This window comes from Aquitalea sp. FJL05 (genome assembly GCF_003852595.1).
Taxonomy (GTDB): domain Bacteria; phylum Pseudomonadota; class Gammaproteobacteria; order Burkholderiales; family Chromobacteriaceae; genus Aquitalea; species Aquitalea aquatilis.
The window spans coordinates 40,406-67,397 of record NZ_QAJS01000021.1 but is presented as its reverse complement, the minus strand read 5'-3'; the positions used below and the strand labels follow the sequence as shown (position 1 = coordinate 67,397).

The following is a 26,992-nucleotide window of genomic DNA, read 5'->3' as shown; positions in this document are numbered from 1 at the left end:
GCCTCCTGTGAAGACGCCAGGCAATGGTGGCAGGAAATGTCCAGCCCAACAATCAGTCGCATTTGCGGCGGATAGCCCAAAATTGCGAAGGGGCGCATTTTACCCCTATTTGTATTCAAAGTGAAACGTCATCAAAATCATGCACTTAACTATTGATTGTCGGATTGTATACAATGTAGGCTGTGCAAGCCATTTTGTAATTGGCTGTCGCATTGCTATAAGGCAAATAGTGGGAGAAAAACCAGCCCTGCCCATGCGGCGGGTTTTTCATGCTGCACTGCATCCCATCTTTCTGTAAGTCGGTGTCGCATTAAGGAAATCCCGATGGTAGCGGGGTTACTACAATGCCCCGACACAAACCGTGCATACAACAAGAGAAGCCCCATGTCGCTTACCAACAAGACCGAACTGGCGAGCCTGATTGCTGATATCCAGGCCGTTGCACAGAGCAAGCTTTCATCCAAGGAGACACAACAACTCGCCGGCTTCTTCCCGATCTACTTCGAAGAAACCGAGCATGCCGACCTGCGCCAGTTCTCGTCGCTGGACCTGTTTGGCGCCGCGCTGGCCCATTTCGAGTTCGCCCGCAAGCGCAGCCCCGGTCAGCACAAGGTACGCATCTATACTCCCGATTTCGAGCGCGATGGCTGGCAGAGTACCCATTCGGTGATTGAAGTCGTCAACGATGACATGCCTTTCCTCATCGACTCCATTTCCATGCTGCTGTCCCGCTACAACATCAATCTGCACCTGCTGGTGCATCCGGTGCTGTCGGTTGGCCGTGACAAGAATGGCAATCTGCAGGAAATCAAGCGTACGCAGGACCGCAGCCTGCCGCTGGAATCCTTCATCCACGTGCAGATCGACCGCGTCAGCGATGCCGCCACCCTGCACAAGCTGGAAAGCGAACTGAACCGCATCATCGCCGATATCCGTCTGCTGGTCAGCGACGAGCCGAAAATGCGCGAAGTGGTGGGCGAAATCGGCAAGGACCTGGCCAAGGTCAAGGGCGAACGCGCTGCCGAAGCCAAGGAAGCCGTGGATTTCCTCGGCTGGATGGCTGGCAATCATTTCCTGTTCATGGGCTATTGCGACTACGACCTGGTCAAGCGCGATGGCAAGGACAGCCTGAAGATCGTCAAGGATTCTGGCCTGGGCATCCTGCGCGACCAGGGCGACAAGGAATACTCCGCCAGCTTTGAAACCCTGCCGCAAGAACTACGCGAGCTGGCGCACCTGCCGCAGCTGATCATCCTGAACAAGTCGCAAACCCGCTCCATCATCCACCGTCCGGCCTATGTCGACTTTGTCGGCATCAAGCGCTTCAACGACAAGGGTGAAGTGATCGGCGAGCGCCGCTTCCTCGGCCTGTACACCGCCAGCGCCTATCAGGCTTCGCCCAAGGACATTCCGCTGGTGCGCCAGAAAGTGGCCAATGTGGTGGCCAACTGCGACTACGTGGACGACAGCTACAAGGCCAAGACGCTGGGCTTCGTGCTGGAAAGCTATCCGCGCGACGAGCTGTTTGAAATCCCGGCCGATGTGCTGGGCCCGATTGCCGAAGGCATTGTCAGCCTGCAGGAGCGCCCGCGCGTGCGCCTGTTTGTGCGCAAGGACCGCTACCACCGTTATGTGAGCAGCCTGGTCTACGTGCCGCGTGACAGCTTCAATACCGAAGTGCGCCTGAAAATCGAAAAAGTGCTGATGACTGCCTTTAATGGCAATTCGGCCGAGTTCAGCGTGCAGATCAGCGACAGCTCGCTGGCGCGCGTGCATTACATCATCCGTACCAATGCCTCCAAGCTGCCGGCCTTCCGTGAATCGGACATCGAGGCGGAAATCGCCCGTCTGGTGCGCGGCTGGGTAGAAGAAATGCACCAGCAGCTGGTGGAAATACATGGCGAAGAAGCCGGCAACCTGCTGTTCAAGCGTTATCGCACTGCCTTTCCGGTGGCCTACCGTGAAGAATTTGCCGTACGCAACGCTGTGCTGGACGTACAACTGCTGGAATCTGTTTCTGCCGGTCACCCGCTGGCGATGAAGCTGTACCGTCCTTTCCATCGTGGCAATCAGGCGTTCAACCTGAAGCTGTTCCGCGAAGGCGAGCCGATGAGCCTGTCCGCCAGCCTGCCCATCCTGGAAAACATGGGTGTCAAGGTGAGCGACGAGCATCCGTACCGCGTGGAGCGTGAAGACGGCTCCTCGGTGTGGATCAGCGATTTCGGCCTGGACGTAGGTGCCTTCTTCGAGCAGATGTCGGTAGACGCAGTACAGAAAGACTTCCAGGAACTGCTGGCCCAGGTGTTTGCCAAGCGCTGCGAAAACGACGGTTTCAACCGTCTGGCGCTGATCGCCGGCCTCGACTGGCGTGAAATCTCGCTGGTGCGCGCACTGGCCAAGTATCTGCGTCAGGGCGGCCTCACCTTCAGCCAGAGCTATCTGGAACAGTGCGTGGCCAACTATCCGGAAATCACCCGTCGTCTGGTGGCGCTGTTTGTGGCGCGTCTGGACCCGGCCAATGCCGATGATGCCCGCGCCGATGCCCTGCTGACCGAAGTGAAAGAGCAGCTGGACAATGTGGCCAATCTGGACGAAGACCGTATCCTGAACGGCTTCCTGGCGGTGATTCTGGCGACCCGTCGTACCAACTTCTGGCAGAAGGATGCAGCGGGCGAGTTCAAGTCCTACATCTCCTTCAAGCTGGAATCCAACCAGATTCCTTTCCTGCCGCAGCCGCGGCCGATGTTTGAAATCTGGGTGTACAGCCCGCGTGTGGAAGGCGTGCATCTGCGCGGTTCCAAGGTAGCGCGTGGTGGCCTGCGCTGGTCCGACCGCATGGAAGACTTCCGTACCGAAGTGCTGGGTCTGGTGAAGGCGCAGATGGTGAAGAACTCCGTCATCGTGCCGATGGGTTCCAAGGGCGGCTTTGTCGGCAAGCAACTGCCGGCACCGAGCGACCGCGAAGCCTTCCTGGCGGAAGGCATTGCCTGCTACAAGATTTTCATCTCCGCGCTGCTGGACCTTACCGACAACCTGGTGACCGGTCAGATCATTCCGCCCAAGGACGTACGCCGTCTGGACCCGGATGATCCGTACCTGGTGGTGGCTGCCGACAAGGGCACGGCAACCTTCTCCGACATCGCCAACGGCATTTCCGAATCCTACGGCTTCTGGCTGGGCGATGCCTTTGCTTCCGGTGGTTCGGCCGGTTACGACCACAAGGGTATGGGCATTACCGCCCGCGGTGCCTGGGAATCGGTCAAGCGCCACTTCCGTCATCTGGGCATCAATACCCAGGAGCAGGATTTCAGCGTGATCGGCATTGGCGACATGGCTGGCGACGTATTCGGCAACGGCATGCTGCTGTCCGAACACATCTGCCTGAAGGCTGCGTTCAACCATCTGCACATCTTCCTGGACCCGACTCCGGACGCCAAGACCAGCTTTGCCGAACGTGCGCGCCTGTTCAATCTGCCGCGTTCCAGCTGGTCTGATTACAACCGTGAGCTGATTTCCAAGGGCGGCGGCATTTTCGAACGCTCGGCCAAGTCCATTCCGCTGTCGGCTGAAGTCAAAGCCTGGCTGGAAACCGACAAGGACAGCATGGCGCCGAACGAGCTGATCCATGAAATCCTCAAGGCCAAGATCGACCTGCTGTACAACGGCGGTATCGGTACTTACATCAAGGCTTCCACCCAGAGTCATGCCGACGCCCGCGACCGCGCCTGCGATCCGGTACGTGTCAATGGCAACGAACTGCAAGCCCGTGTGGTGGCCGAAGGCGGTAACCTGACTTGCACCCAGTTGGGTCGTGTCGAATTCGCGCTGTGCGGTGGACGTATCGCCACCGACGCCATCGACAACTCCGCTGGTGTGGATTGCTCCGACCACGAAGTCAACATCAAGATCCTGCTGGGTGCGGTGATGCAGGCTGGCGATATGACGCTGAAACAGCGTAATGAGCTGCTGGCCGAGATGACCGACGAAGTGGGCCATCTGGTGCTGCGCAACAACGTGCTGCAAACCCAGATCCTGGCGATCAAGCGTCTGGAAGCGGCGTCCATGCTGTCTACCCATGCGCGCATGATTTCGCACATGGAAAAGACTGGCGAGCTGAACCGCGAAATCGAATACCTGCCGTCGGAAACCCAGATCAACGAACGCCGTCTGGCGCGTCAGGGCCTGACCGTACCGGAAATCGCCGTTCTGCTGGCTTACAGCAAGATTTCGCTGGATCAGGCCATCCTGGCGACCGATGTGCCGGATGATGCCGACTTCCTGCCGGTACTGGTCAACTACTTCCCGCAGCCGCTGCAACAGCGCTTTGGTGCGCAGATGCAGCAGCATCAGCTGCGTCGCGAAATCATTGCCAACCAGCTGGCCAACCAGATCATCAACCGCATGGGCACCACCTTCGTGTTCCGTCTGCAGGAAGAGTCGCCGTTCTCTGCTGCCGACATCGCCCGTGCCTGGTGGATTGCCAGCCGTGTGTTCGATGCCGATACCCTGTGGGGTCGCATCGAGGCACTGGACAACCAGGTGCCGGCCGACCAGCAAATGGAAATGATGGTGCTGGTGCGTACCCTGATCGAGCGCGTCACCCGCTGGGTGCTGCGTAACAAGCGTCCGTTCACCTCGGTGAATGCCGTGATCGAACAGTACGCCGGCAAGGTGCAGGCACTGCTGGCACGTCTGCCGGCACTGGTGGATGCCAAACAGTACCCGGCCGTGGCCGAGCTGGAAGCCCGCCTGAGCCTGCCGAACATGCCGCAGGAGCTGGCCAGCGTGCTGGCGCGTCTGGAGTTTGCCGTACCGCTGATGGACATCATCGAAATCAGCGAAGGCGGCGAACTGTCGCTGGACGAAGTAGCGCAAAACTACTTCCAGCTGGGACGCAATCTGCAACTGGACTGGCTGCGCGACGCCATCACCGGCCTGCCGCGTGACAACCGCTGGCAGTCGCTGGCCCGCTCGGCGCTGCGTGACGACCTGTATCGCCTGCATCGCAAGCTGGCCAAGCTGGCGCTCAGCGAAGCCTCCGGTGACAAGGCCTTTGCCGATGCCTGGCTGACCAAGCGTCGCAGCGAGCTGGAACTGTGCTACCAGATGTTTGCCGAGCTGCAGTCCTTCAGCGTGCTGGATCTGGCCATGCTGTCTGCTGGCATGCGTGAGCTCAACAACCACCTGCTGGCCTGATTCATCGGTCTTGCAGTATCAAACCGGCCCTGCGGGGCCGGTTTTTTTACGTCCATCAGCCGAAAATGCAGGAGGATTTGCGCGAAGCGGCGGACGGCGGCAGGCAAATCCGGCTATCATCCGCACTTGACTCCGGCATCTATCGTGCCGAACAGACTGGAATGACAAGATGCAGAACACACAGGCCGATGCCTCCGCCCGCGATGCGGAACAAGCCTGGCGCAAGGCCAAGCAGCTGGAGCAGGCGCTGATTGAATTACTGCAGCAGGCCTTGCCGGCCAGCGGGCTGTGTACCGTGGGCAAGCCGCTGACCGAGCAGCAAAAACGCGGAGAATCCCGCCAGGCGCTGTGCTGCAGCCTGCCGCTGCTGCAAAAGAAAAAGCGCAAGGACACCATCGTGGCCTTTCTCGACTTCCAGATCAGCCTGGCGGGTGACGGTGTGCCAAGGCGGGGGCTGAGCGGGGAGGGCGAACCGTTTGGCCCGGTGCTGCATATTGCGCACTGGACCTGTGAATTCAGCTTCGATTACGACGCCTATGTCGGCTTCCCCGCCACTGGCTGGCAGCCGTGGGTGAATCAGGCCGGGCGTCTGCTGCGTTGGGAAGATTCCGAGTCACCGTTTGGTGATGAGTGGACCTACAGCCTGCGGCTGGATGCGCTGAGCGCCGACGAAGGCCTGCTGCGCCAGGTGGTATTGCAGCCGGTATTGGCGCTGCTGGAAGGTGCGTCAGCAGAGCAGGCGCTGCCAGATGAGCTGCCAGGCCTGATTCGTTATGTCGATGTGCCGGCGGCGGACGGCTTGCAGGATCTGCGCGTGCAGACCTGAGCTTGCTACTGGCCTGCTAAAGAAAAACCCCGCAAACGGTTTGCGGGGTTTTTTGTTTTATGGCATGGCTTGCTGTTTATCGAAGATTGACGGTCAGCCATACGCCCGCAGCGGCAAGCCCAATCCCGAGCCAGGCAAGCCCAGGCATGGACTCCCCTAGTAGCATCTGCGCCACAATGGCTGCACATGGCGGGACCAGGAAAAAGAGTACTGATACCGTGGCCGCAGGGCGATGCCGGACAAGATGGAGAAGTAGCCCAATCGCAATGAGCGAGTTGCCGATCACCAGATAAGCTAGTGAAAATAGCATGTCACTACGCCACTCGATATGTCCAGACTCCAACCACATGGCGAGTGGTGCGATCAGCAGCAGTCCTACGTTAGTCTGTATCAGTGTGGCGGAAATCGGGTGCATGGAAGCTGAAGTTTTCTTCTCATATAACACTCCCAGAGTCATGCCAGCCAGGGCAATGCAACTCAGCGCAATGCCCTGCCACGGCGTTGATTCAATGGCCGATTTTGACAGGATGACGATAGCCGCACCAGCAAAGCCCAAACTAAGTCCGTACCACTGCTTACTTGAAACGCGCTCTTTGATCCAGATTGGCGAAATCACGGCAACCAGAATGGGTTGCAAGGAGACAATAAGCGCCAGCGCTCCGGCAGATAGCCCTGCCCTGAGTGCAAGATAGATTCCGCCAAAGTAGATGACTTGGATGCAAATGCCGATCACGCAAATGTTCAGCCAGTCACGGCCGTGATGCGGAGCTGGTAAGCGGAATCCAAGCTGGATGGGCAAAAGAATGGCGACGACACAGCCATAACGTAATGCTAGGAAAGTAAGCGGTTCGATATGCTGCAAACCAATTTTTACCACAGCAAATCCAGTTGCCCACAGTAAAAGAAACACAATGGGGGCTGCCACATCCAGCATGACTCGATGCTGCATCAATAGCGTAAAGCGTCGAAATGCTGATGTGGGCAGTGACATGGCACTTTCCTTGGATGTGCATGGATCGGTCCGTTGCTGCCCTTATTTGAAAAATAGGTGTTGCCCTACATGACAGATACTCAGCTCGGGCAATAAATCTAAGTGGCTTTGCCTACCGTGTAAGCTGGCAGATGTCATGGCTTGAGTGTGAAATCCTTGGGCTAGGCCGACGTAGCCTGGCCTCAGGCGGGGATTGCGCATGAGGGGTCATGAGGGGTTCGGCCAAGTGCCCGATCTCCTCCATGCTCATTGCTGCAAGTCTTGCCCGGCAGTCGCAGGCGCTATGGCTGAGCTGGAGCCGGTTCGCTGCTGTAGAGCAGGGTGGGTACGCTACTTCCGGGGAAGTCAAAAGGCCCGCAGCAATGCAGGCCAGCCTTTTGCAGCACGCGTGCCGATGCCAGATTGTCGGCATTGATATAGGCCACCACCCGCTCCAGCCGCAATTGTGTCAGGCCATACTGCACACAGGCAGCCGCAGCCTCGCTGGCATAGCCCAGCCCGCGCCATGTCGGCAGCATGGTATAGCCCACATCAACATCCGCCAGCCCTTCGCGCCGGATCAGCCCGCACATGCCGACGGGCAGATCATCATCCAGCCGTTCCATACACCACAGCCCGATGCCGTGCTGTGCGTAGCTCACCAGAGGGCCACGGCTGATGTAGTGGCCGGCATCTTCCAGCGTATGCACGCCACGATCCGTCACATTGCGGATGAAATCCGGGTCCGTCAGCAGGGCCAGCACCAGCGGTGCATCCTGCATGGTGAATTCGCGCAGCCGCAATCTGGGGGTAAAAATGGGTAACATGATTTGCTTTGCATCTGGACAAGGTGCCGGCCAGTTTACTGCATGGCGATCATGCTGCGATCAATTCCGCCCATATGACGTCAAGCGTGGCAGCGACTGCAGCAACTCCCGGCTCGGCAAGCAGTTTTTTTGTTGGCATCTTGCCAAACGCAGACAGTGCCTGTATTATCGCCCTCTCTGTTGCAGCACTGCAGCAGCCATCTGGAGAGGTGGATGAGTGGTTTAAGTCGCACGCCTGGAAAGCGTGTTTAGGGTAATACCCTAACGGGGGTTCGAATCCCCCCCTCTCCGCCAGATATCTACATTAAAGCCCTGATTATTCAGGGCTTTTTTGTTGTCTGTTTCACTTGTCCTGCATAAAAACCTGCATTAAATTTCTCTCCTAAACTGAGCACTTTCTGATGATGGCCGTTTTGCTCAACCTGATGCGCAGCCTGTTTCCAAGATTTGGCAGGTTGTGAGTAGATCCAGCAGAGCGGCTATCAATGCTTGATGGAGTGTTCTGTATCTTAAGTGAGCGTGAATCCAATTGACTCTGCTCGGCTTCCTTGGCGGTGTTGACACCGATTGGCAAGCTGGGGTGGCAATAGCCACCCCAGCTTGCCAGCAGTAACAGATATTGTCTTTAATCTAATAAGATGTTTCGTTTTCTAATCTTTTCTGTGATGTATGTTTCTTTTTCAGCCTCTGCTTTTATTAATACCTCTATTATTTCTGCCCTGCTTAGATCATATTTCTTTGACAAGCCGTCAAGAAGGTAAACTGTATTTTCAGAAAGAACAAAGTTATATTGTTTTTTGCCGATCATGTTTTGACGGTACTTGCGTTGGCGCCATGCTAATTTAATTTTTTCAATTGATAATTCTATCCAGTCTTCATTTTGGGCTATTTGCTCGAAAAGCTGAATAAGGTCAGAGATGTTTCTTACTGCAGGTCCGTGCTGAATTTGATAATGGGTGTGGTCTCTTATCCATATCCAGGCGAATTGACATCTTTCATCTTCTTCATCATTCTTAAACCAATCAAAAATCCTATCTTTTTCTTGCTGCACATTCCATGCGCTTTTTGCATTTTCAATTATATTTAGTTTTGATCTGTTGTCAGTGTTAAGTGCATCAATTAAAGATATGACCCGATCTCTCCCTGTTAAAAGGGTCGGCATTAAATTTTTGTTGCAATTTAATATGCTGCAGAAATATCCAGTAAGCCATTTTACTTGCCTTTCATCATCGGTTATCCAGGTTAAATATATATCAGGAAGAAAGCCATTATTTGCATAATTTATGGCGGCAATTTTAAATTGCGGCTCGTTTTCAAGTATGTCGGCCATTTTCTTTCTTATTTTGGGGCCGTATTCATCGCTGTTTAACCTAGGGTTTAGCATGTTTAGGAAAATCCATAGCCAGTTTTCAAATCGGCTATTGGTTTTATCTCCGCCAAAAATTTGCGCTAACTTATCATCTCTAATTGTTGACATGATGTGTCTCTAGTAGATATCTAGTAGTAATCTAGATTATTTAGTGAATAATTTAAGATGTTTTATTGAGTAGTTCAATATGTTTAATAGTATATTCTTAGTAGTAAAAATTTAGCAATGTCTATTTTTTACTTGGCTTGTATGCAGGTAGGCACTTCTCGTACTCGAGATAGCGCTGTTTTTTTGGCCGTTTTCTTACTATTTTTTCAGGATTGCTCAGGAAGTTCTTATTTGAGGGGCTTGAGGAAACTCTAGTTTGCTTGCTAATCGCGGCGATATAGGCTTTGGGCTGTTATTTGATGTAAGTCAAAAAAATACAACGGTTGCACATGTTCTGGACTAATACGTAAGGTAACCAAAACATGAAAATTTTAAGACTTAATGCAGTCATGGAAATGACTGGGCTGCCGCGATCGACTATCTATCTATACATGAAACAGAAAGTATTTCCTTCGCAGGTAAAGCTGGGGGCGCGTTCGGTGGGATGGCTGGAAGAGGAAATTTGCAGTTGGATTGAAGAGCGGAAATGTGAGCGGGCCTGATCGGCCCGTTTTTTATTTCTACGTTCTGATATTTTTGCAGAGTGAAATTGTGGGGGTGGGTGAGAGTTTCCTGGTGGGTTGCTGCTAGATGATGCATCTTTCCCCAAAGCTTTTTGTAATTTTATTTCTAGGTAGTAGATATATTAAAGACTAAAGCTAGTATGAATTGCAGTCTCAGGTTATGTGATTGCATTTATCCAGCTGTGGATGGTGTGGCATGTTAGCTAATAAGCTAGAAATTAGATGAAAATATTTACTAGATTGCAAGGTGTTAGCAACCTACTTGCTTGGACTTGATTTTTGAGGTGCTTATGAGTACTAGACTTAGAAATCCGTATAATACTAATCAAAAATTATTTGAAGAGAACTGGTTTAATGGCTTGCCGGTGTACTTGAGGCGAGGTCCGCTGGTGTTGGAATATCTGGAGAAGCTGTATCAAGTAATACATATGGCTTTTTCAAGTAGCTCCCGTGTATTTGCTTTTCGTGTGGAATTACGGTTTCCGGAAGGAACTGCTTGCGATGAGGCTGCGTTAAGCAACCATGTATTGGTTAAGTTTATTGCCTCTTTCCGGGAGAAGATCAGCTACAACCGTAGCTGTGCTACTGCTCTTGATCCATATGCGCATGAGGCAATGCTGCGCTATGTGTGGGCGAGGGAAGTAGGGGAGTGCGGGAGTGTGCATTACCATTTGCTGATCATGCTGAATGGTCATGCTTTCCATACCCTGGGTGATTTCAACTCTGAGCAGTCCAACAACTACCACCGGGTACATGAGGCCTGGGCAAGTGCGTTGGGCTTGAGTAGAGAGGAGGTGAGTGGATTGGTGCACTTTCCTCAGAATGCCGTGTATCGGGTCAATAGGGGGGATCAGGTAGGTCTGGAGCAGCTGTTTTATCGTGCTAGCTACCTGTGCAAGGCGGATACCAAGGTCTTTGGCAACGGATGGCATGGATTTGGGGCAAGTAGGGGTTAGCAGACCTATCTTAAGTGCTGGAGCAGGCCGAACTGGTGGCCTGCTCCAGACTTCGCGGAGGTAAATTTGTACGTTACCAGGACGACTGGTGTACGTATTCAAATGTTCTGCCTGGCAAGTTCTTCAGCCTCCTGCCTTGAAAAACCGCCATCGTACTGTAGGATCGCGGCCCGTTCTTCAAAGCGTTCGTCTGCATCGGAGACGATTCGGAATGTGCTTTGGCATTCCCTGTCAAAGTTTGCTGGGGCGCTCGATGTAGCAGGCGGTACTACACTACCAGGTGTGCGTCGACTTGTTCCAAGGCAGACCGACTCGGCTTCACTACACAGCTGCAGGAAGAGTGTTTGTAGATCTTGTTTGGGGTGGAATTCCCAGCATTGCCCCTTTTTATTGAACTGGCCACCATAGCGGTGAGCCAAGTTCATGATCTTGGAAAAGGCTGGCTTGGCTGTAAAACCATGCACTTTGAGAGAGACTCGGCGGATGTTACGTCCGATACGCACCGTGCAGTCTTCCAGGCGCAATCGGAAGTCATCTACGTCCTGAAGTCTTGCCCAAGCTGCATTTCGCTTTTGCTCCGCTAGCGCTTTTGCTTCCATTTCGGCTAGCAGAAAAAGTTCTTCCTCATGTCGCTTGGCATGCGTGTCTGCTTCTAGCTCAATCAGTTGTCGTTTGGCCGCATCATCGCCAGCATGACAGAGCCATTGCGCCAGATGATAGTTGGCGAATAACCGACGTTCTAGCAACGTCGTGATGGACTCCATCGGCACGAACGCGATATCTGCGATGTCAATCTCTAGAACGGAGTAGCCCTGCTGCTTCAGCCATGCCGCCTTCTCTGTATCGACCTCGTGCGTATTGCGGATTTCGATCGCTAAGGGATGGCCATCCAGCAGAGCCAACACGTCTGGCCGACGTATCCCATCTTGCGGGTTGTTGCCGTAAATGGTTTTCTCCGTCACGCAACCGGTTAGCACCTGTACGCCGGAGCCCTGAACGGTTACCGCTATCTCTTCACTCCATACTTGCTTCTCGCCATGGAGCATTTTCCTGAAGCTGCGCTCTGGGACGTAAACCTGCTGTCGCTCTTCGATCAATTGCTTGGCCATACGGTGCACTGCCGCTTCCGCTGCATGTTGGCAGTTGCTGTCTTTGTGGTGTGCGAAGTGCCATGCTCGAACTGTCCCTTGCTTTGCTTGCAAGGGGGCGGAGCAGGCGGAACAGATACATTCGCAAGCCAGACCATTTGCCACTGAACTTGCGTCAACCATACGTTGAGTAGGAACATGCCATCCAAATGGAATGCCATGTTGTTTGATCTGCCGCTCATGTTGCATTTGGGTTCTCCTCGTCAAGTAACGAAGGTCACCTTATGGCTGTGATGCGTGCTGCTGTAGTCAGATTGAGTAATTTTAGGGTCAGTCTAGGTGGGGAAAATGATTAAAAATCATGGTGTTGGTGATACTTCTGTTTGCTACTCGGCTGATGATTACGTTCAGGTCGCCAGGGTTTTGCAAGACGCCATTCCGCGTGATCGTCGGACTCAATGGAGTGGCAAGATCATGGATTATCTGGCCAAGCAAACAGAACATGCCTGCGTTGATGGTCAAGAGGTGCCCCAGATCTCGACCAAGGAGATTCATATGGATCTGGAAGGGAATCCGAACCAAGAGCCATCCGCTTGGTTGAGTCCATTGTGGAAGGAAATAGAGAAGCAGCGCTATCCTGAAATTGTTGAGAAGTTGCAGAATTTGTGCCGCCAGACGGGTCTGCCTGGCTACCCTGTTATCACGAAGCTTAGTGGAAAACCTGCACTTTATTGCCTTGAAATTCGGCCATTGCCCGAAGTGGCCATTACGGCAGAGACCCCAGATGCATCGATACCTGTAGGCACTATCCGGTATGAGCGTGACCTTTCATTAACCCTGTCGTGGATCGGTCGTATTTTTGCTAATCAAGGCATGCAGTGGACAACTGCTAAAAGGCTGAGTTTTGTGTCATTGAATTTGTTGGTGTTGATCGTCTTCCTCGGCTGGGAATGTCTTGTATTTTTCTATCTATGGTTCCGGCGTGTGCCGATTACAGGGCAAGACCTCTTAGTTGTTCTACTCGCGATCATTGCCCCATATGGCCTTTATACACATTTCAGGGATACTTTCGCGCTGTTTGAAGACCGGATTGTCATCGCCCCGGAATGGATGCTTGCCTGGAAGGAGTTCGGTGCAACGGTGGAAATCAAGCGGGCAGCAGATCTCGGATCTCCATCTACGATCCATGTGTATCGCTATACCGCGACTTGCCCTGTCTGCGGCTGGATGATCAAGCTGGATAAGGGAGGTTCCGACTTCCCTCGACGGATTGTTGGACGCTGTGAAGAAAATCCAAGGGAGCATGTGTACTCTTTCGATCGGAGTACGCTACGAGGATACTCCCTAACATCCAAGGGCTAGCACTGACTAAGGGCCAAAATGGGATGATTAGCTACCCTGTATGACCTCCATCAGGTAACCAGTTAGTCTGCAGATCGGCCAAAGCCGCCGTCTGGGTCGCAGGCTTTGTCAGACAGCATTGCATCTCTCAACGGCCATTCGAATGTATCTACAAGCTCGGGAGCAATTCAACTAGAAAGGAGCGGGGGAAGCGGTTCGGTAACAATGCTCTGCTAGGGTTGATTTATCTGGCGAGCTTGAAAATCCCTACTAGGATAGGGAGTACAATCATTGTAAGACTCTGGTTGTGTGGAATTGAACTTGCACCGCTTTTACTCAAAAAAAAATAGCTACGGATAGGTAATCCCTGATGAAAATCTCACAGCGCCTTTTGCTTCTTATAGCCATCGCTTTCGCATCGCTCATCGGAACTGGTGGGTACAGCCTCTATGTACAAGCTCAGCTAGCAGCCACTGCCCAAAATTTTGCTTCCAGTGATGTGCCGAGCCTGATCACCATCGATAAGTTCAGCAATGCTTTTGATGGAGTTCGTCTCTCTGGACTGCAGGATCTTTCTGCACTCACTGATGCAGATCGTGCCGCAGCAAAAGCCAAGGTGACTCAGGAGTACGATGCAGCCAAGGCTGCTTTGAATGAATATGCAAGTTTGGTGAATGATGATGAAGACCGGGCGCTGTACAACCAGGAAATTAAGCTACTGGATCAGTACCATGCAGCCATCGGTCCCATGCTGGCTGCCGCAGAGAGAAATGACATCCAGGAGGCGATGAAAATCCGGGCTAACAACGTTAGCCCCATCGGTGCAGAACTGCGTAAGACAATCAAAGCTCATGTCGAATACAACAAGCGATTTATCGACAAGGAGGTAAAGATTGCGGAAGAGCTGATCAGTAATGCGAAGCTACTCACGATCCTTGTGGTGGCGGTATTGCTGGTTGTGCTGGCGACATTTGCTTGGCTGACACACCGCGCAATCATGTATCCCCTGAGCCAACTGAATCAGACCATGGCCCAAGTAGGAGAGCAACTCAACTTTACCTTGGCTGTTAAAGTGCACAATGAAAACGATGAGATTGGTAGTACCGCAATCGCTTTCAATACCCTCATTGATCGCATCCGCAGCAGCTTCATCAGCATCCAGAGTAACTGCAGTAAAGTGAGTAGCTACTCCGGAAGTCTCAAAGAAGCAGCTAACCATGTATCGATTGCGACATCACAGCAGAATGAAGCCTCTGCTGCCATTGCAGCCACCATGGAAGAGTTGACCGTCAGTATCAATCATGTTGGTGACCGCGCAGAGCACAGCAACAAACAAACCGAAGAGGCAAACCGCCAAGCAGGAAACGGCCACGAGGTGATTGTGAAGGCCGTCGATGAAATCAACTCGATTTCGACCACCGTTGACCAAGCACATACCAGTCTCAGTGAGCTGGCCGAGCAAAACAGAAAAATTGCTGACTCCGTCAGTAGTATCAAAGACATTGCAGACCAGACCAACCTACTGGCATTGAATGCTGCCATTGAGGCGGCCCGAGCTGGCGAAACCGGTCGTGGATTTGCGGTCGTTGCAGACGAAGTGCGTAAACTGGCAGAGCGGACGACTGTTCTGACTGGGGATATTGATAAGGTGATTCGTGGTGTGACAGAGTCGGCAGATAAAACCACGCAGCACATGACCCAGGCACACGGCTTCGTCGCATCCGGAGTGGTTCGGGCAGATGCTGCGATGAGTGCTATTGGCGAGATCGGCCGCTCTTCTGGGGCTGCCCAGCAAATGGTATCGGAAATTGCTGATGCTATTCGTGAGCAGGCCAGTGCTTGCAACACGATTGCCAGCCAAGTCGAAAAAATTGCCCAGATGGCAAATCAGGCCAGTACCGCATCCTATGACACAGCCACTACGGCCCAGAGTCTGGATACCGCAGTAACTGAAATGAACAAAGCAATCAGTCGATACACACTGTGAACTTGGGTTAATCCTCGTACACGAGGACCGGCACCATAGAACAAACCCCGCGTCTTTTGCGCGGGGTTTTGCATTCCTGCGGTACCGACAACCTGACCGTCAGACAGCTAGCCCATCGACAAGCCCATAACCCATGTCCTTTGCTGGCTGCGCCCATGCCAAGGCAAGCTGGGAAGCGTACATTCAAGAGTTGGCGCTGGTGCCCTGCGAGGTGACATGGTAGGCCGTCCATCAGACATTGGTCGTAAGGCAACTTCCTAGTACTGACCTGACACGAACACCGGTAAGGTCACGTAAAACTTACCCAGCTCAAGGCGTGCAAATAGGTGTTGTAGGAAATTTCTGTCATGGAACAGCTCGTGATCAGCCCCGGATTTTGCCCACCAAGCATCATCGCTCACACAAATGAGTCACTCCGCCACATTCCATCCGGCCAGTACACCATCACGGGCCTAAGTATTGGCTCTAATGGGGAACGCTTTCTAACACCTCAGCAAGGGGATACATCCTACTTGGTAGACGAAGCTTTTCTCGACTGGGTCAGCACGACATCATTCTCCTGCGGACCTTGATGACCTCATGATCCGTGCAATCTGTGCCTCGGCTTCAAGAGCAGACACTACCCCTTCTGCGTCCTGCAAGCACAGCTCTCTCCCGAACCTAATCATCATGTTCATTTCAAGAGGGGTGAGCTTAGGAGAGATTTCTGACAATGCCTGAGCAAACGCAACTGCCAACGCATAAGGACGACCCGCACGTTGCGAAGGTACTTTCGTATCTGCCATCAGGGTAAGGATGTCTGCAACATTCATGGCCGCCTCCTTTTCTTTTGTTATGGCACACCAGATGATTGGTTGCTGATCACTCAGAGACGCGGGTAGCCGTATAGCTACTGAAACCTGGCTCACCTAAACTAAAAGAAAAGGGACCGTGCCATGAACGAATCAAAGATCCTGCTCGTTGAAGACGATGCACTATCGGCAATGCTGATGAAAAAGAGGCTTGGCAACACAGCAAGACTCCTACACTGCGCCACACCCCAAGAGTTTCTGCAAAGCGCAATCGGCTTTGCGCCAGACATCATCCTTATGGACATCGAGCTTGGTGCCGATATGTCTGGCTTTGATCTTGTCGAGTGGTACAGACAGCAGAAGGGAGCAGCGCAGATTATCTTCATCTCGTCATACGAAACGGCTGAGGTTCTTGCCCGCATCTACGCCTGCGGTGGCAATGACTACATTCTCAAGCCGCCACGCCTGGACGTTCTGGAGGCAAAGATTTTGGAAGCACTGGAGTGGCGCATGATGGATGCCATGCAGCCGAGAGGGGAATAGATACGATCGGGCGAAGTACCAACACGGTCCCCAATAGGGGTTTGAGTGCTGGTCTCCGTAGACCTGCGTTTCGATGAAGGCTGACATACCCGTCCTAGCCGGAAGGGCTGCTTCCCGGTGCATTCCCGACCGACTCTTTCGGCCCTTCTAACGGCGGCTATGGCCGAATTGCCGGCTACCAAGCTGACTTACTGACAGGTGGTCGGCCTAAGCGGTCAGTTGCATTTGCCTCCCTTGCGTTCCGCTTTCATTAGGAAACCGGCCACCAAACTGACCGGTTCATAAAAGAACAATGCAATCCGTGGATTACCTGACACCTTGTCATGAACCAGGCTCAGCAACCGTCATGGTAAATATCAGCAAGCCATCGCCATGATTAGCGTAATGATGCGGTGCATCGGTACGGGCCACCGCAGCATTGCCAGCGCTTATGGTTGTCACCGTATCTGCCACGCACAATTCCAATACGCCTTGTTCAGCATGGAACAGTTCAAATGTGCCATGCGGGTGACCAGGGGAGGTAAATACCTCTCCAGGGTGCATTTCCCAGCGCCACAACTCCACCATGTCCGGGCCACTGGTTCCTGCCAGCAAACGTGCGCTGCCTCCTGCGGGCCCCGTCCAGAGCACTGGAATGTCCTGTTGTTCGATTACATGAATCGATGGAGTGCTGGCTACATTCACAATGTCTGCAACGGAAATGCCCAAGGCAGCTGCCAGTTTGCAAAGGATGGCAATACTGGGATTGGCATTGCCCTTTTCGATTTCCACCAGCATGCCCTTGCTGACCCCGGCCCGGCGCGAGAGCTCATCAAGGGACAGTTTCTGCTCTTTGCGATGCTGCTTGAGTCGAGCCGCGAGGGCAGCACTGATTGTTTCCGCATCTGAACCCGGGTCGGTCGGCATATTGACTATTTTGGACATTGGTCGGTAATATGGAATGAAACGGTCAGTAAAGGATACCTCAATGTCGGCATTTTTACCTTCAATCAGCCCGGAAATTGCTTCAATTGCACCAGGATTTCGAGCCGTCAGCATTCGTGTGGCAGCAGCCGATCTGGCTGTGCCCGAGTTTGGTACACAGCAGTTACAGGCGGCCTGTGGCTTTGTACAGACAGGAGGTCCTACATGGGCGGATGCGCATTTGCAAGCATGGGCCGAGGTTTTCCGTACCTTTGGTGCCAAGCCTCAGCGCACGCCGTGTTCGGCCGAGGCCTTGCGCAAACGTGTATTGAAAGATGGCGGCTTGCCTGCCATTGACCCTGTTGTTGATCTCTACAATGCCATCAGCTTGCGCTACGCCATTCCGGTTGGAGGTGAAAATCTGTCGGCTTACATCGGCTCCCCCCGCCTCGTTATTGCCGATGGCAGCGAGCTGTTTGACACCATGAAGGCAGGCGAGCCGGCAACCGAGTCACCAGAGGTCGGGGAAGTGATCTGGCGTGATGACGCAGGCGTCACCTGCCGGCGTTGGAACTGGAGACAAGGCGTCAGAACCAGGCTCAGCGCCACTGATCAACACATGTGGTTCATTCTGGAAAGCCTGCCGCAAATGCCGCTCGAGGCACTGCACCAAGCGGGTGAAGAACTGATGCAAGGTATAGCACACATGATGCCGGGTTCGGTGATTGACTCCCATCTGATTACCTTGTCTTGATATCAGCGGAGAATTAAACAGCCATGTTGCTTTCATTCCCATTTTTGCTGGCGGCGGTATTACTGGCCATCATCCCAGGACCCGGCATTGCTTATGTTGCAGCCAGGACAGTGTCAGGGGGAAAGGCAGAAGGTATTTCCTCTTCACTTGGTACTGCGCTAGGTGGCATGGTGCATGTCATGGCGGCGGCGCTGGGATTGTCATTGCTGATTGTCAGTTCGCCAGTGGCCTATGGCTTGCTCAAATATCTTGGCGCAGCTTACTTGATCTATCTGGGCTACAAGACCTGGAATGCACCGGCAAGTAGCAGCAATACTGCAGCGGACCAGGGGCATGGTGTATGGAAGGCTTTTCGGGACGGTATCGTGGTTGAAGCCATGAATATCAAGACAGCCATGTTCTTTCTGGCCTTCATCCCGCAATTCATCCAGCCACAACAATCAGCCACAGTCCAGTTTGTGTTGATGGGTTCGGTATGTGTCCTATTGAATACCAGCGCAGACCTGATTGCCGTCTTTCTTGCTCATCAACTGGTATCCGGCAGTAGTGGCAAAGCACTTCGTGCCAGACTCATGACACGTGTCTCAGGCTCAATTATGGTCGTGCTGGGCTTGATGGTTGCGTTGGCGAGTCATTCATGAACGAATGTGGTGCAATTGCCCTGATGGCAGCAAATGGAGATATCTATGTACTTGCCAGAACACTTTGCTCAGACGGACATTTCAGCTCTGCATGACACCATTACTGCACACCCATTTGGTAGCCTGATCACACACGGGACATCCGGGCTGGACGCCAATCACTTGCCATTCGAACTATTGCGCAACGAGGGAACACTGGGGGTGCTCAATGCACACATCGCCAGACGAAACCCCTTGTGTAGTGAAGTAAGTGATGGAGATGACGTCCTGGTGACATTCCGGGCGGCGGATGCTTATGTATCACCCCATTACTATCCCAGCAAACAGGAAACTCAGCGCCAGGTTCCAACCTGGAACTACATGGTAGTGCATGCCCATGGACAGATCCGCTTTATCGACGATGACAAGTTTCTGAGAGCCGTGGTGGGTAGGCTGACCAAAATGCATGAAGGCAAGCAGCCTGTCCCTTGGAAAATGGCAGATGCGCCACCGGACTATCTGCAAGATCTGCTGAAAAATATTGTCGGTATTCAGATTGGCATTACCCGTTTAATCGGAAAAAACAAGCTGGGACAGGATGAGGAATTAAAAGATATGCGAGGAGCCGGGCAGGCGCTCCAGCTGGAAAGCTTCACTGATAGTCATGTCATTGGTAGCGCAATGTTGGAACTGGCGAGGCAAAGAAAATAGCGCACACTAGAATCTTGATATTTTTTTGTAACCACTGGCTTGTATTGCCTCTTCTTTCGCCTCACAGAGCACGAGAACGACTGAAAACCTTACAAAAGCGGAAGCCAATAATCTGTCGGTGAATGACCGCTTTGGCCGAAACTCGGTCATTTCCCCATCACAATCGCAAATAAAACACTCTCCGGCAAAGGGAGTGCTTTATGCCGCCAGTTCAGTGCCCCCGCAGAGTCCTGAGCTTGTCGGTCATCACAGTGTTGCCCTTTCGGGCCAGATCCCCCAGGCGGTTACGCAGTAGCTGCCACAGGCAAGCCAGACAGAGTTGCCAGGTGGTGTTGGAGATCTGCTCCGGCTTGGTTTCCCGTACCACCCCCCACTTTCTCTCATGCGGCAGTGCTCGCACGATGTTCGCCACCAATTCTGGCAGGCCGTAGTTTTCTGCAGCGGCAATCACACTGATGTGGCTCGTCGGGATGTTGAAGGACTCGGCGATCACCCGTTGCTTCAGGTCCAGATTCTCTTGTTGTAATGCACCGGGACGATGCTGTTGTTCATCCCATTCCCGGCATGGTTCTATCTTGTCGGCCTGGCTGATGACAAACAGCACTGGGATAGGATGTTCAGCCAGATTGGGCTGCAGCAATTCCTGATAGCACTGTTGATCCAGGCTGAGGGCGCGGTCGTCAGCTTTGATCAGCCACAGAATCAGATCCAGCTTAGGTAGCAGTGCCTGGTACTGTGCGCAGTACTCCGCATTTCGTTGCAGGCTTTCTCCTACGCCGGGCATGTCGATCAGAGAAATGCCTCGTCCGGTTTGAGAGGCCAGGGTGATTTCTTGTGGGTAACGGGTGCCTCCGGTCACATCACTGACCGCTGTTTCCTCTTGCCCGAATAACGCGTTGCACAGGGAGGATTTGCCGGTGCCACTCTTGCCCATCACGCCGATGGTGGCCTGGTAGCTGACGATCTTCTGTAGCTCATCCTGCAGATACTGGCGGTAATCTGCTGACAGATGGCGGGTTTGCTTGTCCAGCCACTGGCCCAGGCAGGCTTGCAGTGGTGGGGTGGATTTAGGCGGGTTGGTAGGCGTGTTCATGTCAGGCCTCACTTTCGTTGGGTGCAAAAAAAATCGCCACCTCGGGAGAGATGGCGATTTGGATCAGTAGGTCATGCCGGGCGGCTGATTACCAGGTTTCGCAATGGCTTCGCTGCAGTGGTGGCAATACCTTTGCAGCATCTTCCACCGGCAGAATCATGCTGTTCCTGCCGCCCTTCACGCTAATCTTCTTACCCGCACGGATAGCCTCCCAGGCGTAGCGGAAGTTGTCACCACCGGCATTGCTGCCAGCATCGGATGGCATCAGTTTCTTGCCATCGATGATCATGACGAAATCCCCCTTGCCATAGTTGCTACGCATGCTTTCGGGTGCGTATTCATTCTTATTGATCACCGCCGACATGGTCGCCGGCTCTTTGCCACAGAAGATGGTCAGGTTGTTGCCTTTGGCATCGCTGACCGAGTAGTTCATGGTTTGGCCATCCATACCCATCGCAGATGACCAATGGCCAGGTTGTGCCGCCAGAGCGGATGTACTGAAGGCTGCCGCGATGAGAGCAAGGGAGAGCGATTTCATGTCTTGTCTTTCGTAAGGGGAAAACTGGCAGGCCTCCCTACCAGTAAATTGAATCAGGTGAATGGACTGCAGGGCTTAGCGATCCGGCCTAGGGTGTGACGGTTCCTGTCGGTGCAGGCTGTCCCCCAGGGCAATGCCCAGCAGTAACAGACTGAGCGAACCGATACGGTCGGCCGAGGCATGCTTGAGTAGCAGTACACTGACCACCATCAGCAAGGGCAGCTGCATCGGATGACGACGTGGGGGAAGCAAGCTGTTGAGCATGGCGCTTTCCTTTCTCGGCTTAGATTCCCACCCATCCGTTGTCAGATTTGACCATTCGCAGGTTGTCGTAGGTGTAGTCGATGTGGATGGTGCTGGAGTAGGACGTGATATTGGCCTGCGAATAGTCACCGTAGACATTGCGCGGCATGTTCGGACAGGTGCGGTGCAGGTTGGCCATGATGCGCTCGCGTACCTTGACGATGAATTCATTCTTCTCCCATTGCACCCAGTCAGTGTGGCTGGTCAGCTGAGCATTCATGTCATCCAGCAGCTTGGCATTCTCGGGCAATGGTGCAAATTCCAGTGCGTACTTCACCTGCAGGGTGTAACGGTTATCGCCATCGGCAATCCCGTTGACCTTGTCGAAACTGCTGATGGTGACAATGCTGCAGTCCCCCAGTGATTTCTGGATGGCTTGCTTGGCTTCGGAAGAGGAAGGCGAGCTGGAGCCGGAGCAGCCGGTTAGTAATAACAGGCTGCCAAGTACGGTACCAAGGCAGAGGGCATGTTTGGCTGTAGACATATCAAAACTCCTTGAGCAATTTGAAATGGATTGATGATGGGTGGTGTGCTGATATCCAATTTGATTGTTGAATATACACGCCAATTGATGATGTGTTTAGAGCGTCGTTAATTTATCGTCAACTGGGCATCCTGTGTCGCATGACCGATGCACACACAAGCACAACTGCAGCAGGCCCCTCTCCGATGGCCATCGCTTTGGGTAAACGCCTGAAGCAGTGCCGCCATGCAGCGGATAAGTCGCAGGAAACCCTGGCATTTGAAGCCCAGGTGGATCGGACCTATATCTCTGCCATTGAACGTGGTGCGGCTAATCCGTCGATAGAAACGCTGGCGGATATCTGCCATGCGATGAGAATCAGCCTGGCCGAATTCTTTGGGACTTTTACGGAGATACCGCAGGCACCAGACGGTGAGCGGCGTAAGAATGCGGCGAAGCCAAAGGAGATCAAGCGCAGCCGGCTGCGCTGATTGAGCGTGGACAATCGGTTTGGCTAAGCCGTCCTGACTGCACCCAGCTTGGACGTGAGTCTTGTCGGCCGGGCAGCTGTCTTTGGCTTCTCCTCAGACTCAGCACTGCCTGCCACTGCCGGATAAAACTCCTCCAGCAGCTGCGGTACTTCCTCCTCGGTATCCTCGAACTGGCCGTTCTGCAGTAACAGCCGGGCGGCTTGCTCCAGTTCGGCAGTGTCGATACCGGCTTCCAACTGCTCGTCCGCTGTTTTACGTGCGGTACTGACCGCTTCGGCCAAGGTCTGGCCATCGCGCAGCGTCAGATCCACGTAGTACACCGGGGTTCGGTGCGACTGGGTGGTGCTCTTGGCCCGTAGACGTAACAGCAACGGCAGATGCTTGGTATTGCCACCACTGGCTGCTTCGTAATACTTCAAGCGCGCTGTCAATGTCCGGACCGAGTTGTAACCGGTGGTGCGGAAGATGAAGCTGCCCAGCTCATCCTGCTGACCTTCCACCTGGACGTTGAGACGACCGTACAGCTTGCAGCCCAGCTCCTTGGTCAGCGGACAACGGTCTGGCCCAGCACAACCAATCTCCTCCATGCCCTGACTGGTCACCCGCCGTGCCGTCTCTCCGTTACCGACACAGACCGGCCGCCCGTTATTCCGGTCGAAGGCACTGTATTCGGCCCGTAGATTCAGCTCGCTATCGTTGAACAGCAGTTGAATGGGAATGGCGCGGATCTTGCCATTCTGTGCCTGCTCCGACAGCGCCTGGTGCAAGGGATGCAGTAACCAGCCATCCCGGCTTTGCACCTGAGTGGTGAGTGAAAAGCTGTCGTCCTTCTCCGGTAGCCAGCGTTCTTGCTTCTGCACCAGCTTGCCAATGCTGATGCGCCCGATCACGGGCGGGGTAATGGCGAGACCCTTGATCACGATGCTTTCCTTTCCGTTTGAATGACAAATCGCCGGGAACCGGCAATGGACTTGCTGTACTGGGCCAGCAGGGTGGGATGGTCTTGCGACAGGCGTTCGACATCCGGGGCAACGCGATCTTTGGACCGCTTCCAGCTGATGCGGCCAGACTGGAAGACCGCAGCAGAGGCATGACCCAATACGTTCTGGATCTGCTGGCGGATGGCTGCCTCCCTAGCTTCCGCGTCTTCTTTCCTCTGCCGTTCTGCCAACAAGGCAGAGAACAGCCGATTGCCTTCAATCGATTCCGACAAGTCGATGGTCTGGCCATCGTCACGGGGAAACAGCCAGGACAGGGCAGAAGCCGCATCATCCGAACCATCCGGTGCCGGTTGGGTATCCAACACTACGTGCTGCCAGAACACCGTTTCGCGGGCAATCAGGTCCGAGATCTTGTCCTCATCCCGATTCACCCGATAGATCCGGAAGTCCTGACCACCGATCAGTACCGCCACATCAGCCCAGTCATGGCCGGTGACAGCGAGCTGGTGCAGTACCTGGCACTGATAGGCCACCGGAATGCCTTCTTCCCACTGCGGGGCAGAGTGATAACTGGCGGTCTTTATTTCCAGGATGCCCCAGCCTTCTTCTGGACAACGGACCTCCCGATCCAGATTGGCCAGCATGAAACGATGCTCCGGGTGCTGCAGCACTGCATTCACCCGGCGTACCTTGCGCCCGGTACGCTCGGCATACACCCGGGCCAGAATGGGTTCCAGAATCGTGCCCCAGATGACAGGCTCTTTCTCTGACAGATCTTCCGGCTCCTTCCGACTAGTCTTCTCCAACCAGAGAGACAAAGGGCACTTGTACGGTGACAGCCCAATCGCCGGAGCGGCATCAGAAGAACCAATGCCTAGCTGGCGAATGCGCAGCCATTCATCACGAGACAACTTCAGGGTAGAGGCCAGACGAATGGCCTGTGCGTAGCGTTCAGCCATGGCGAAACACTCCTTATAAAGGCATAAAGCCCGGCAGCAAGGCTGACCGGGCAATGGATGAAATAAACGGGGAGAGCAGAAGAAAGAGAAACGACAGCAGAGAGCCGGACAGTAGAACCAGGAGAACTAGCGGGAAGAAATCAGACCAATATCAGCTTCAAGCCGGAGCTACCGGTACGATCACCGGCAGCTCCGGAGAGAGCGTCAGCAGGATCTGGCGGATGGCAGGCCACTGCTGCGGCTGACCACGCAGCATGAACTCCCCGGCCAGTCGTACCAGGCAGGCTTTGACCCAATCGAGGGAAGGCGGCAGGCCATCATGCAAGACGATCCACTCGGCAATGGCACTGCCCAGCGTTTCCGTTACTTCGTAGTGCCACACACCCGGTGCAGCCTGACCCAGCTGGTCGTACAAGGTATCCGCTAGGGCTGCCACCATCGGTGCGTACTGCACCAGTTCAGCATGTAGTTCCAGACAGCCCTGGCCCCAGATCACCAGCAGGCTGCGCTCGGCATCCGGGCCGTCGTATGCCACACCCAGGCTGTTCCAGGTACAGAAGTCACGCATGCCTGCCGTCAAACAAGCAGCGGTCAGGGCAATGGATTGCACGGAAGCCATGGCATCACTCCACCAAGGCCAAAGCATGCTCTAGCGCCTTGCCCTTCAACTGGGCACCCTGACCGAACCAGGCTGAATCGAGACGGTAGTCCTGACTGCGAGCGCGACGACGATGATCCACATATTCGGTCATGGCATTCACCAGGCCCCAGGCTGTTCCCTTGGTACCAGCCAGCAGCGAACCCATACCGCCACCGCTATACAGGGCCGATATCTGCTGCAGCGCCTTCGAGGTGACGGCATCCTCCACGCCTTCCACCAGCGGTTCGTCCAGTACTTCGCGGAAGAACTGACAGGCTTCTTCAGGAGATACCGTGCGCTGCGACAGCTGTTTGATGTTGCCGATGAAACGGTCCCAGGCTGACAGCCCAATTCCCAGCGCATCTTTCACCTGCTGCGGATCAAATACGGTGGAGTGAGGCACCTTCACCGCACCGGTTCTATCCTTCACCGCCATCTGCAGGGTGTTGTTGCACACCACCCGCACCGAGGTGAACTGGGCAGTCGTGCACAGGGTACCGTCACAACTAGTGGCCAGCAGCAGATAGGCTTTCACCCGATCCCCGCCCTTGAGCAGGGCTTCCTGGCCGGTCTTGGCCAGCGCCCACAACTTGCGACCACCTTTCAATACCCCAGCGGTTTCCAGCTCAAAGCCACCGGCACTGACCAGGTCGCGATAGAACTCCAGTACTTCAGATGGTTGCACCACCTTGTAACGCGGTGACACTACCGACAACGGTGCCAGAGAATCAGACCGATACAGCACCTTGGAATCAGTAAACGGCCGGATGTGCATGCCATCGGCTGCGACATTGAACAAGACATCACTCTGCTCGAGACGCCAGTCCATGCCGGCTTCAGTCAGCCACACTTCCAGCGGCTGTTGGGGAGAAAGCGGATTACCCAGACCATGCCAGGGCGTGGCCCCGACAAAGGCCATGGATTCGATGAGATGGGACATGAGATCACTCCAATGAAAATGGCCTCCGTCAAGACGGAGGCCAGGGCATAAATGACACCCGGAGTGGGTGTCGCTGGGCGTGTTCAATGGAGTGATATAGGGCTGAAAAAATATGGAATTGCGTCATGAAGGGGGGCTGAGGAGTGGCTGGTTTACATAAAATATCAGACACGCCCCGACCTGAAGTCAGAACTTGGCTCCCTTGGGCTTAAAGCAAGATGACTTTGTCGTCAAATCCGGTCCAGCGGTTCTGATGCTTGGGGATGAGTTGTGGCTCTTAAGGTACCTTGGCGGTCGCGTGGTACCTCAATGTGTAATTCGCTGAAGTCGCCCTTGAGGGGCTTGCTGCTCTTGCTGTTCCGGGTGTCACCGTCGGGATTGAACATCGACTCATGTTTGTAATGGCCAAGATGCGCGGCCATCTTGGCATTCAGCGCTTTTTCGACCAGCCGCTTTGTAAGCTGTTCTCACAGATGAGATCTTCGGGCTTCCGGTAATCGGCCAGCAAATTGTCCAGTGCAGGTGCGTTGTGGTGGGTGATACATGTGGCTATCTATGGGTGACTGCCCTCCATCGCAGTCGGTTAGAAACGGATTGCCCTCTATCCTTGCTCACCTTGTGTCAGGTTTGCTTGCCTTGCACTTTTTATCGGCTTGAGCGGAATCAATGCCTTGGCAGCAGCTGGCAGCTAAGCTGACGCCGATATGACAGCAGCGTCAACAAGGTGCCGGCCGGTGTCCGGATGCGGCTGTGCGCGGAGGTGACATGGGCTCGTTCAGTCTGTTGCATTGGGTAATTGTGTTGCTGGTGGTCATCCTGATTTTCGGTACCCGTAAGCTGAAAAATGTCGGTGAGGATCTGGGTGGTGCCGTGCGTGGTTTTCGGCGTGGTATGCAGGGGGACGACGACTCATTGCCGCCAGTCCGGCCATCGCGTGGTGATGATGCTATCTGAGTGTCGCAGGAGGCGCTTTCTGGTCTGATCCTCTGGTTTGACTGCTGTTCATCTCTGCAGGCGGGCCACTCAGCCTGCCTTGTTTCCTGCATTTCCCTTACTCGCAGTATTTTTTGC

Annotated in this window: 26 protein-coding genes, 1 tRNA gene and 1 pseudogene; 13 read left to right on the top strand and 15 right to left on the bottom strand. The window is 54.0% G+C overall.

Going from position 1 to position 26,992, the window contains the following annotated elements; all coding sequences use genetic code 11:
• Window positions 1–384 precede the first annotated feature (384 nt).
• Entirely contained in the window at window positions 385–5,196 is a 4,812-nt protein-coding gene (locus tag DBR44_RS19095) for an NAD-glutamate dehydrogenase (RefSeq protein ID WP_124645572.1), read from the top strand.
• A 169-nt stretch (window positions 5,197–5,365) separates the two neighbouring features.
• A complete protein-coding gene (locus DBR44_RS19090) occupies window positions 5,366–6,022 on the top strand; it encodes a hypothetical protein (protein ID WP_124645571.1) in 657 nt (218 codons plus the stop codon).
• Window positions 6,023–6,098: 76 nt separating this feature from the next.
• On the opposite strand, the gene DBR44_RS19085 is transcribed toward DBR44_RS19090, so the two are convergent.
• Together DBR44_RS19085 and DBR44_RS19080 are read right to left on the bottom strand one after the other, a co-directional pair.
• Entirely contained in the window at window positions 6,099–7,013 is a 915-nt protein-coding gene (locus DBR44_RS19085; protein ID WP_199731115.1) for a DMT family transporter, read from the bottom strand.
• 281 nt (window positions 7,014–7,294) lie between these two features.
• Window positions 7,295–7,819: a GNAT family N-acetyltransferase gene (locus tag DBR44_RS19080; protein ID WP_199731114.1), complete on the bottom strand. Its 525-nt coding sequence runs from the start codon at window positions 7,817–7,819 to the stop codon at window positions 7,295–7,297.
• 203 nt (window positions 7,820–8,022) lie between these two features.
• Here DBR44_RS19080 and DBR44_RS19075 point away from each other — a divergent pair.
• A tRNA-Ser gene (locus DBR44_RS19075) sits at window positions 8,023–8,113 on the top strand.
• A gap of 331 nt (window positions 8,114–8,444) precedes the next feature.
• On the opposite strand, the gene DBR44_RS19070 is transcribed toward DBR44_RS19075, so the two are convergent.
• The gene (locus tag DBR44_RS19070) at window positions 8,445–9,296 is read right to left on the bottom strand and encodes a hypothetical protein (protein ID WP_124645570.1); all 852 of its coding nucleotides are present in this window, start codon (window positions 9,294–9,296) and stop codon (window positions 8,445–8,447) included.
• A 362-nt stretch (window positions 9,297–9,658) separates the two neighbouring features.
• Here DBR44_RS19070 and DBR44_RS19065 point away from each other — a divergent pair, with 362 nt between their 5' ends.
• Window positions 9,659–9,838 carry an AlpA family transcriptional regulator gene (locus DBR44_RS19065; RefSeq protein WP_124645569.1) on the top strand — a complete coding sequence of 60 codons (180 nt, stop codon included), beginning with the start codon at window positions 9,659–9,661 and terminating at the stop codon, window positions 9,836–9,838.
• Between the two features lie 311 nt (window positions 9,839–10,149).
• Complete coding sequence (locus tag DBR44_RS19060; RefSeq protein ID WP_124645568.1) at window positions 10,150–10,815, top strand: inovirus Gp2 family protein; 666 nt, start codon at window positions 10,150–10,152, stop codon at window positions 10,813–10,815.
• A 98-nt stretch (window positions 10,816–10,913) separates the two neighbouring features.
• Here the strand turns inward: DBR44_RS19060 and DBR44_RS19055 are convergent, their stop codons facing one another.
• Window positions 10,914–12,152 carry a competence protein CoiA family protein gene (locus tag DBR44_RS19055; protein ID WP_124645567.1) on the bottom strand — a complete coding sequence of 413 codons (1,239 nt, stop codon included), beginning with the start codon at window positions 12,150–12,152 and terminating at the stop codon, window positions 10,914–10,916.
• Between the two features lie 99 nt (window positions 12,153–12,251).
• Between DBR44_RS19055 and DBR44_RS19050 the strand changes: the two genes are divergently transcribed.
• Window positions 12,252–13,265, top strand: coding sequence for a hypothetical protein (locus DBR44_RS19050; protein WP_124645566.1), 1,014 nt, complete (start codon window positions 12,252–12,254; stop codon window positions 13,263–13,265).
• 349 nt (window positions 13,266–13,614) lie between these two features.
• A complete protein-coding gene (locus tag DBR44_RS19045; RefSeq protein WP_124645565.1) occupies window positions 13,615–15,231 on the top strand; it encodes a methyl-accepting chemotaxis protein in 1,617 nt (538 codons plus the stop codon).
• A 551-nt stretch (window positions 15,232–15,782) separates the two neighbouring features.
• Here the strand turns inward: DBR44_RS19045 and DBR44_RS19040 are convergent.
• Window positions 15,783–16,043: a hypothetical protein gene (locus tag DBR44_RS19040; RefSeq protein WP_124645564.1), complete on the bottom strand. Its 261-nt coding sequence runs from the start codon at window positions 16,041–16,043 to the stop codon at window positions 15,783–15,785.
• Window positions 16,044–16,166: 123 nt separating this feature from the next.
• Between DBR44_RS19040 and DBR44_RS19035 the strand changes: the two genes are divergently transcribed.
• The gene (locus DBR44_RS19035; protein WP_124645563.1) at window positions 16,167–16,565 is read left to right on the top strand and encodes a PleD family two-component system response regulator; all 399 of its coding nucleotides are present in this window, start codon (window positions 16,167–16,169) and stop codon (window positions 16,563–16,565) included.
• 321 nt (window positions 16,566–16,886) lie between these two features.
• Here the strand turns inward: DBR44_RS19035 and DBR44_RS19030 are convergent, their stop codons facing one another.
• Window positions 16,887–17,489, bottom strand: coding sequence for a helix-turn-helix domain-containing protein (locus DBR44_RS19030; protein ID WP_124645562.1), 603 nt, complete (start codon window positions 17,487–17,489; stop codon window positions 16,887–16,889).
• Between the two features lie 43 nt (window positions 17,490–17,532).
• Between DBR44_RS19030 and DBR44_RS19025 the strand changes: the two genes are divergently transcribed.
• The 3 genes from DBR44_RS19025 to DBR44_RS19015 are packed head-to-tail and all read left to right on the top strand — an operon-like array spanning window position 17,533 to window position 19,553.
• Window positions 17,533–18,222, top strand: a complete 690-nt coding sequence (locus tag DBR44_RS19025; protein WP_124645561.1) for a B3/4 domain-containing protein — start codon at window positions 17,533–17,535, stop codon at window positions 18,220–18,222.
• 23 nt (window positions 18,223–18,245) lie between these two features.
• Window positions 18,246–18,863 carry a LysE family translocator gene (locus DBR44_RS19020; RefSeq protein ID WP_124645560.1) on the top strand — a complete coding sequence of 206 codons (618 nt, stop codon included), beginning with the start codon at window positions 18,246–18,248 and terminating at the stop codon, window positions 18,861–18,863.
• Between the two features lie 45 nt (window positions 18,864–18,908).
• Window positions 18,909–19,553 carry an FMN-binding negative transcriptional regulator gene (locus DBR44_RS19015; protein WP_124645559.1) on the top strand — a complete coding sequence of 215 codons (645 nt, stop codon included), beginning with the start codon at window positions 18,909–18,911 and terminating at the stop codon, window positions 19,551–19,553.
• A gap of 211 nt (window positions 19,554–19,764) precedes the next feature.
• On the opposite strand, the gene DBR44_RS19010 is transcribed toward DBR44_RS19015, so the two are convergent.
• The 4 genes from DBR44_RS19010 to DBR44_RS18995 form a co-directional block, all read right to left on the bottom strand.
• A complete protein-coding gene (locus DBR44_RS19010; protein ID WP_124645558.1) occupies window positions 19,765–20,646 on the bottom strand; it encodes a GTPase family protein in 882 nt (293 codons plus the stop codon).
• Window positions 20,647–20,734: 88 nt separating this feature from the next.
• Entirely contained in the window at window positions 20,735–21,184 is a 450-nt protein-coding gene (locus tag DBR44_RS19005; protein WP_124645557.1) for a hypothetical protein, read from the bottom strand.
• A 75-nt stretch (window positions 21,185–21,259) separates the two neighbouring features.
• The gene (locus tag DBR44_RS19000; RefSeq protein ID WP_124643840.1) at window positions 21,260–21,448 is read right to left on the bottom strand and encodes a hypothetical protein; all 189 of its coding nucleotides are present in this window, start codon (window positions 21,446–21,448) and stop codon (window positions 21,260–21,262) included.
• Window positions 21,449–21,467: 19 nt separating this feature from the next.
• On the bottom strand, window positions 21,468–21,971 hold the full coding sequence (locus tag DBR44_RS18995) for a hypothetical protein (RefSeq protein WP_124645556.1): 504 nt from the start codon (window positions 21,969–21,971) through the stop codon (window positions 21,468–21,470).
• 185 nt (window positions 21,972–22,156) lie between these two features.
• Here DBR44_RS18995 and DBR44_RS18990 point away from each other — a divergent pair, with 185 nt between their 5' ends.
• A complete protein-coding gene (locus DBR44_RS18990; protein WP_233578687.1) occupies window positions 22,157–22,441 on the top strand; it encodes a helix-turn-helix transcriptional regulator in 285 nt (94 codons plus the stop codon).
• Window positions 22,442–22,464: 23 nt separating this feature from the next.
• Here the strand turns inward: DBR44_RS18990 and DBR44_RS18985 are convergent, their stop codons facing one another.
• The 5 genes and pseudogenes from DBR44_RS18985 to DBR44_RS19910 form a co-directional block, all read right to left on the bottom strand.
• The gene (locus tag DBR44_RS18985) at window positions 22,465–23,361 is read right to left on the bottom strand and encodes a hypothetical protein (RefSeq protein WP_124645554.1); all 897 of its coding nucleotides are present in this window, start codon (window positions 23,359–23,361) and stop codon (window positions 22,465–22,467) included.
• Window positions 23,358–24,341 (bottom strand): YqaJ viral recombinase family protein, encoded by a 984-nt coding sequence (locus DBR44_RS18980; protein ID WP_124645553.1) that lies wholly within the window; start codon window positions 24,339–24,341, stop codon window positions 23,358–23,360. Before DBR44_RS18980 ends, DBR44_RS18985 begins: the two co-directional genes overlap by 4 nt.
• Window positions 24,342–24,498: 157 nt before the next feature.
• On the bottom strand, window positions 24,499–24,960 hold the full coding sequence (locus DBR44_RS18975; protein WP_124645552.1) for a hypothetical protein: 462 nt from the start codon (window positions 24,958–24,960) through the stop codon (window positions 24,499–24,501).
• Between the two features lie 4 nt (window positions 24,961–24,964).
• The gene (locus DBR44_RS18970; RefSeq protein WP_124645551.1) at window positions 24,965–25,921 is read right to left on the bottom strand and encodes a DUF932 domain-containing protein; all 957 of its coding nucleotides are present in this window, start codon (window positions 25,919–25,921) and stop codon (window positions 24,965–24,967) included.
• Window positions 25,922–26,132: 211 nt separating this feature from the next.
• A pseudogene (locus DBR44_RS19910) lies at window positions 26,133–26,474 on the bottom strand (transposase); the annotation flags it as partial.
• A 212-nt stretch (window positions 26,475–26,686) separates the two neighbouring features.
• Between DBR44_RS19910 and tatA the strand changes: the two are divergent.
• Complete coding sequence (gene tatA, locus DBR44_RS18960) at window positions 26,687–26,875, top strand: Sec-independent protein translocase subunit TatA (protein WP_124645549.1); 189 nt, start codon at window positions 26,687–26,689, stop codon at window positions 26,873–26,875.
• Window positions 26,876–26,992 lie beyond the last annotated feature (117 nt).

Coding starts and splice junctions, on each gene's coding strand:
- DBR44_RS19015 (WP_124645559.1), top strand. CDS start 18,909: ATGTACTTGCCAGAACACTTTGCTCAGACGGACATTTCAGCTCTGCAT.
- DBR44_RS18995 (WP_124645556.1), bottom strand. CDS start 21,971: ATGTCTACAGCCAAACATGCCCTCTGCCTTGGTACCGTACTTGGCAGC.
- DBR44_RS18980 (WP_124645553.1), bottom strand. CDS start 24,341: ATGGCTGAACGCTACGCACAGGCCATTCGTCTGGCCTCTACCCTGAAG.
- DBR44_RS19070 (WP_124645570.1), bottom strand. CDS start 9,296: ATGTCAACAATTAGAGATGATAAGTTAGCGCAAATTTTTGGCGGAGAT.
- DBR44_RS19065 (WP_124645569.1), top strand. CDS start 9,659: ATGAAAATTTTAAGACTTAATGCAGTCATGGAAATGACTGGGCTGCCG.
- DBR44_RS19005 (WP_124645557.1), bottom strand. CDS start 21,184: ATGAAATCGCTCTCCCTTGCTCTCATCGCGGCAGCCTTCAGTACATCC.
- DBR44_RS19090 (WP_124645571.1), top strand. CDS start 5,366: ATGCAGAACACACAGGCCGATGCCTCCGCCCGCGATGCGGAACAAGCC.
- DBR44_RS19040 (WP_124645564.1), bottom strand. CDS start 16,043: ATGAATGTTGCAGACATCCTTACCCTGATGGCAGATACGAAAGTACCT.
- tatA (WP_124645549.1), top strand. CDS start 26,687: ATGGGCTCGTTCAGTCTGTTGCATTGGGTAATTGTGTTGCTGGTGGTC.
- DBR44_RS19030 (WP_124645562.1), bottom strand. CDS start 17,489: ATGTCCAAAATAGTCAATATGCCGACCGACCCGGGTTCAGATGCGGAA.
- DBR44_RS19035 (WP_124645563.1), top strand. CDS start 16,167: ATGAACGAATCAAAGATCCTGCTCGTTGAAGACGATGCACTATCGGCA.
- DBR44_RS18975 (WP_124645552.1), bottom strand. CDS start 24,960: ATGGCTTCCGTGCAATCCATTGCCCTGACCGCTGCTTGTTTGACGGCA.
- DBR44_RS19010 (WP_124645558.1), bottom strand. CDS start 20,646: ATGAACACGCCTACCAACCCGCCTAAATCCACCCCACCACTGCAAGCC.
- DBR44_RS18970 (WP_124645551.1), bottom strand. CDS start 25,921: ATGTCCCATCTCATCGAATCCATGGCCTTTGTCGGGGCCACGCCCTGG.
- DBR44_RS19000 (WP_124643840.1), bottom strand. CDS start 21,448: ATGCTCAACAGCTTGCTTCCCCCACGTCGTCATCCGATGCAGCTGCCC.
- DBR44_RS18990 (WP_233578687.1), top strand. CDS start 22,157: ATGGCCATCGCTTTGGGTAAACGCCTGAAGCAGTGCCGCCATGCAGCG.
- DBR44_RS19050 (WP_124645566.1), top strand. CDS start 12,252: ATGATTAAAAATCATGGTGTTGGTGATACTTCTGTTTGCTACTCGGCT.
- DBR44_RS19080 (WP_199731114.1), bottom strand. CDS start 7,819: ATGTTACCCATTTTTACCCCCAGATTGCGGCTGCGCGAATTCACCATG.
- DBR44_RS19045 (WP_124645565.1), top strand. CDS start 13,615: ATGAAAATCTCACAGCGCCTTTTGCTTCTTATAGCCATCGCTTTCGCA.
- DBR44_RS19020 (WP_124645560.1), top strand. CDS start 18,246: ATGTTGCTTTCATTCCCATTTTTGCTGGCGGCGGTATTACTGGCCATC.
- DBR44_RS19060 (WP_124645568.1), top strand. CDS start 10,150: ATGAGTACTAGACTTAGAAATCCGTATAATACTAATCAAAAATTATTT.
- DBR44_RS19055 (WP_124645567.1), bottom strand. CDS start 12,152: ATGCAACATGAGCGGCAGATCAAACAACATGGCATTCCATTTGGATGG.
- DBR44_RS19085 (WP_199731115.1), bottom strand. CDS start 7,013: ATGTCACTGCCCACATCAGCATTTCGACGCTTTACGCTATTGATGCAG.
- DBR44_RS19095 (WP_124645572.1), top strand. CDS start 385: ATGTCGCTTACCAACAAGACCGAACTGGCGAGCCTGATTGCTGATATC.
- DBR44_RS19025 (WP_124645561.1), top strand. CDS start 17,533: ATGTCGGCATTTTTACCTTCAATCAGCCCGGAAATTGCTTCAATTGCA.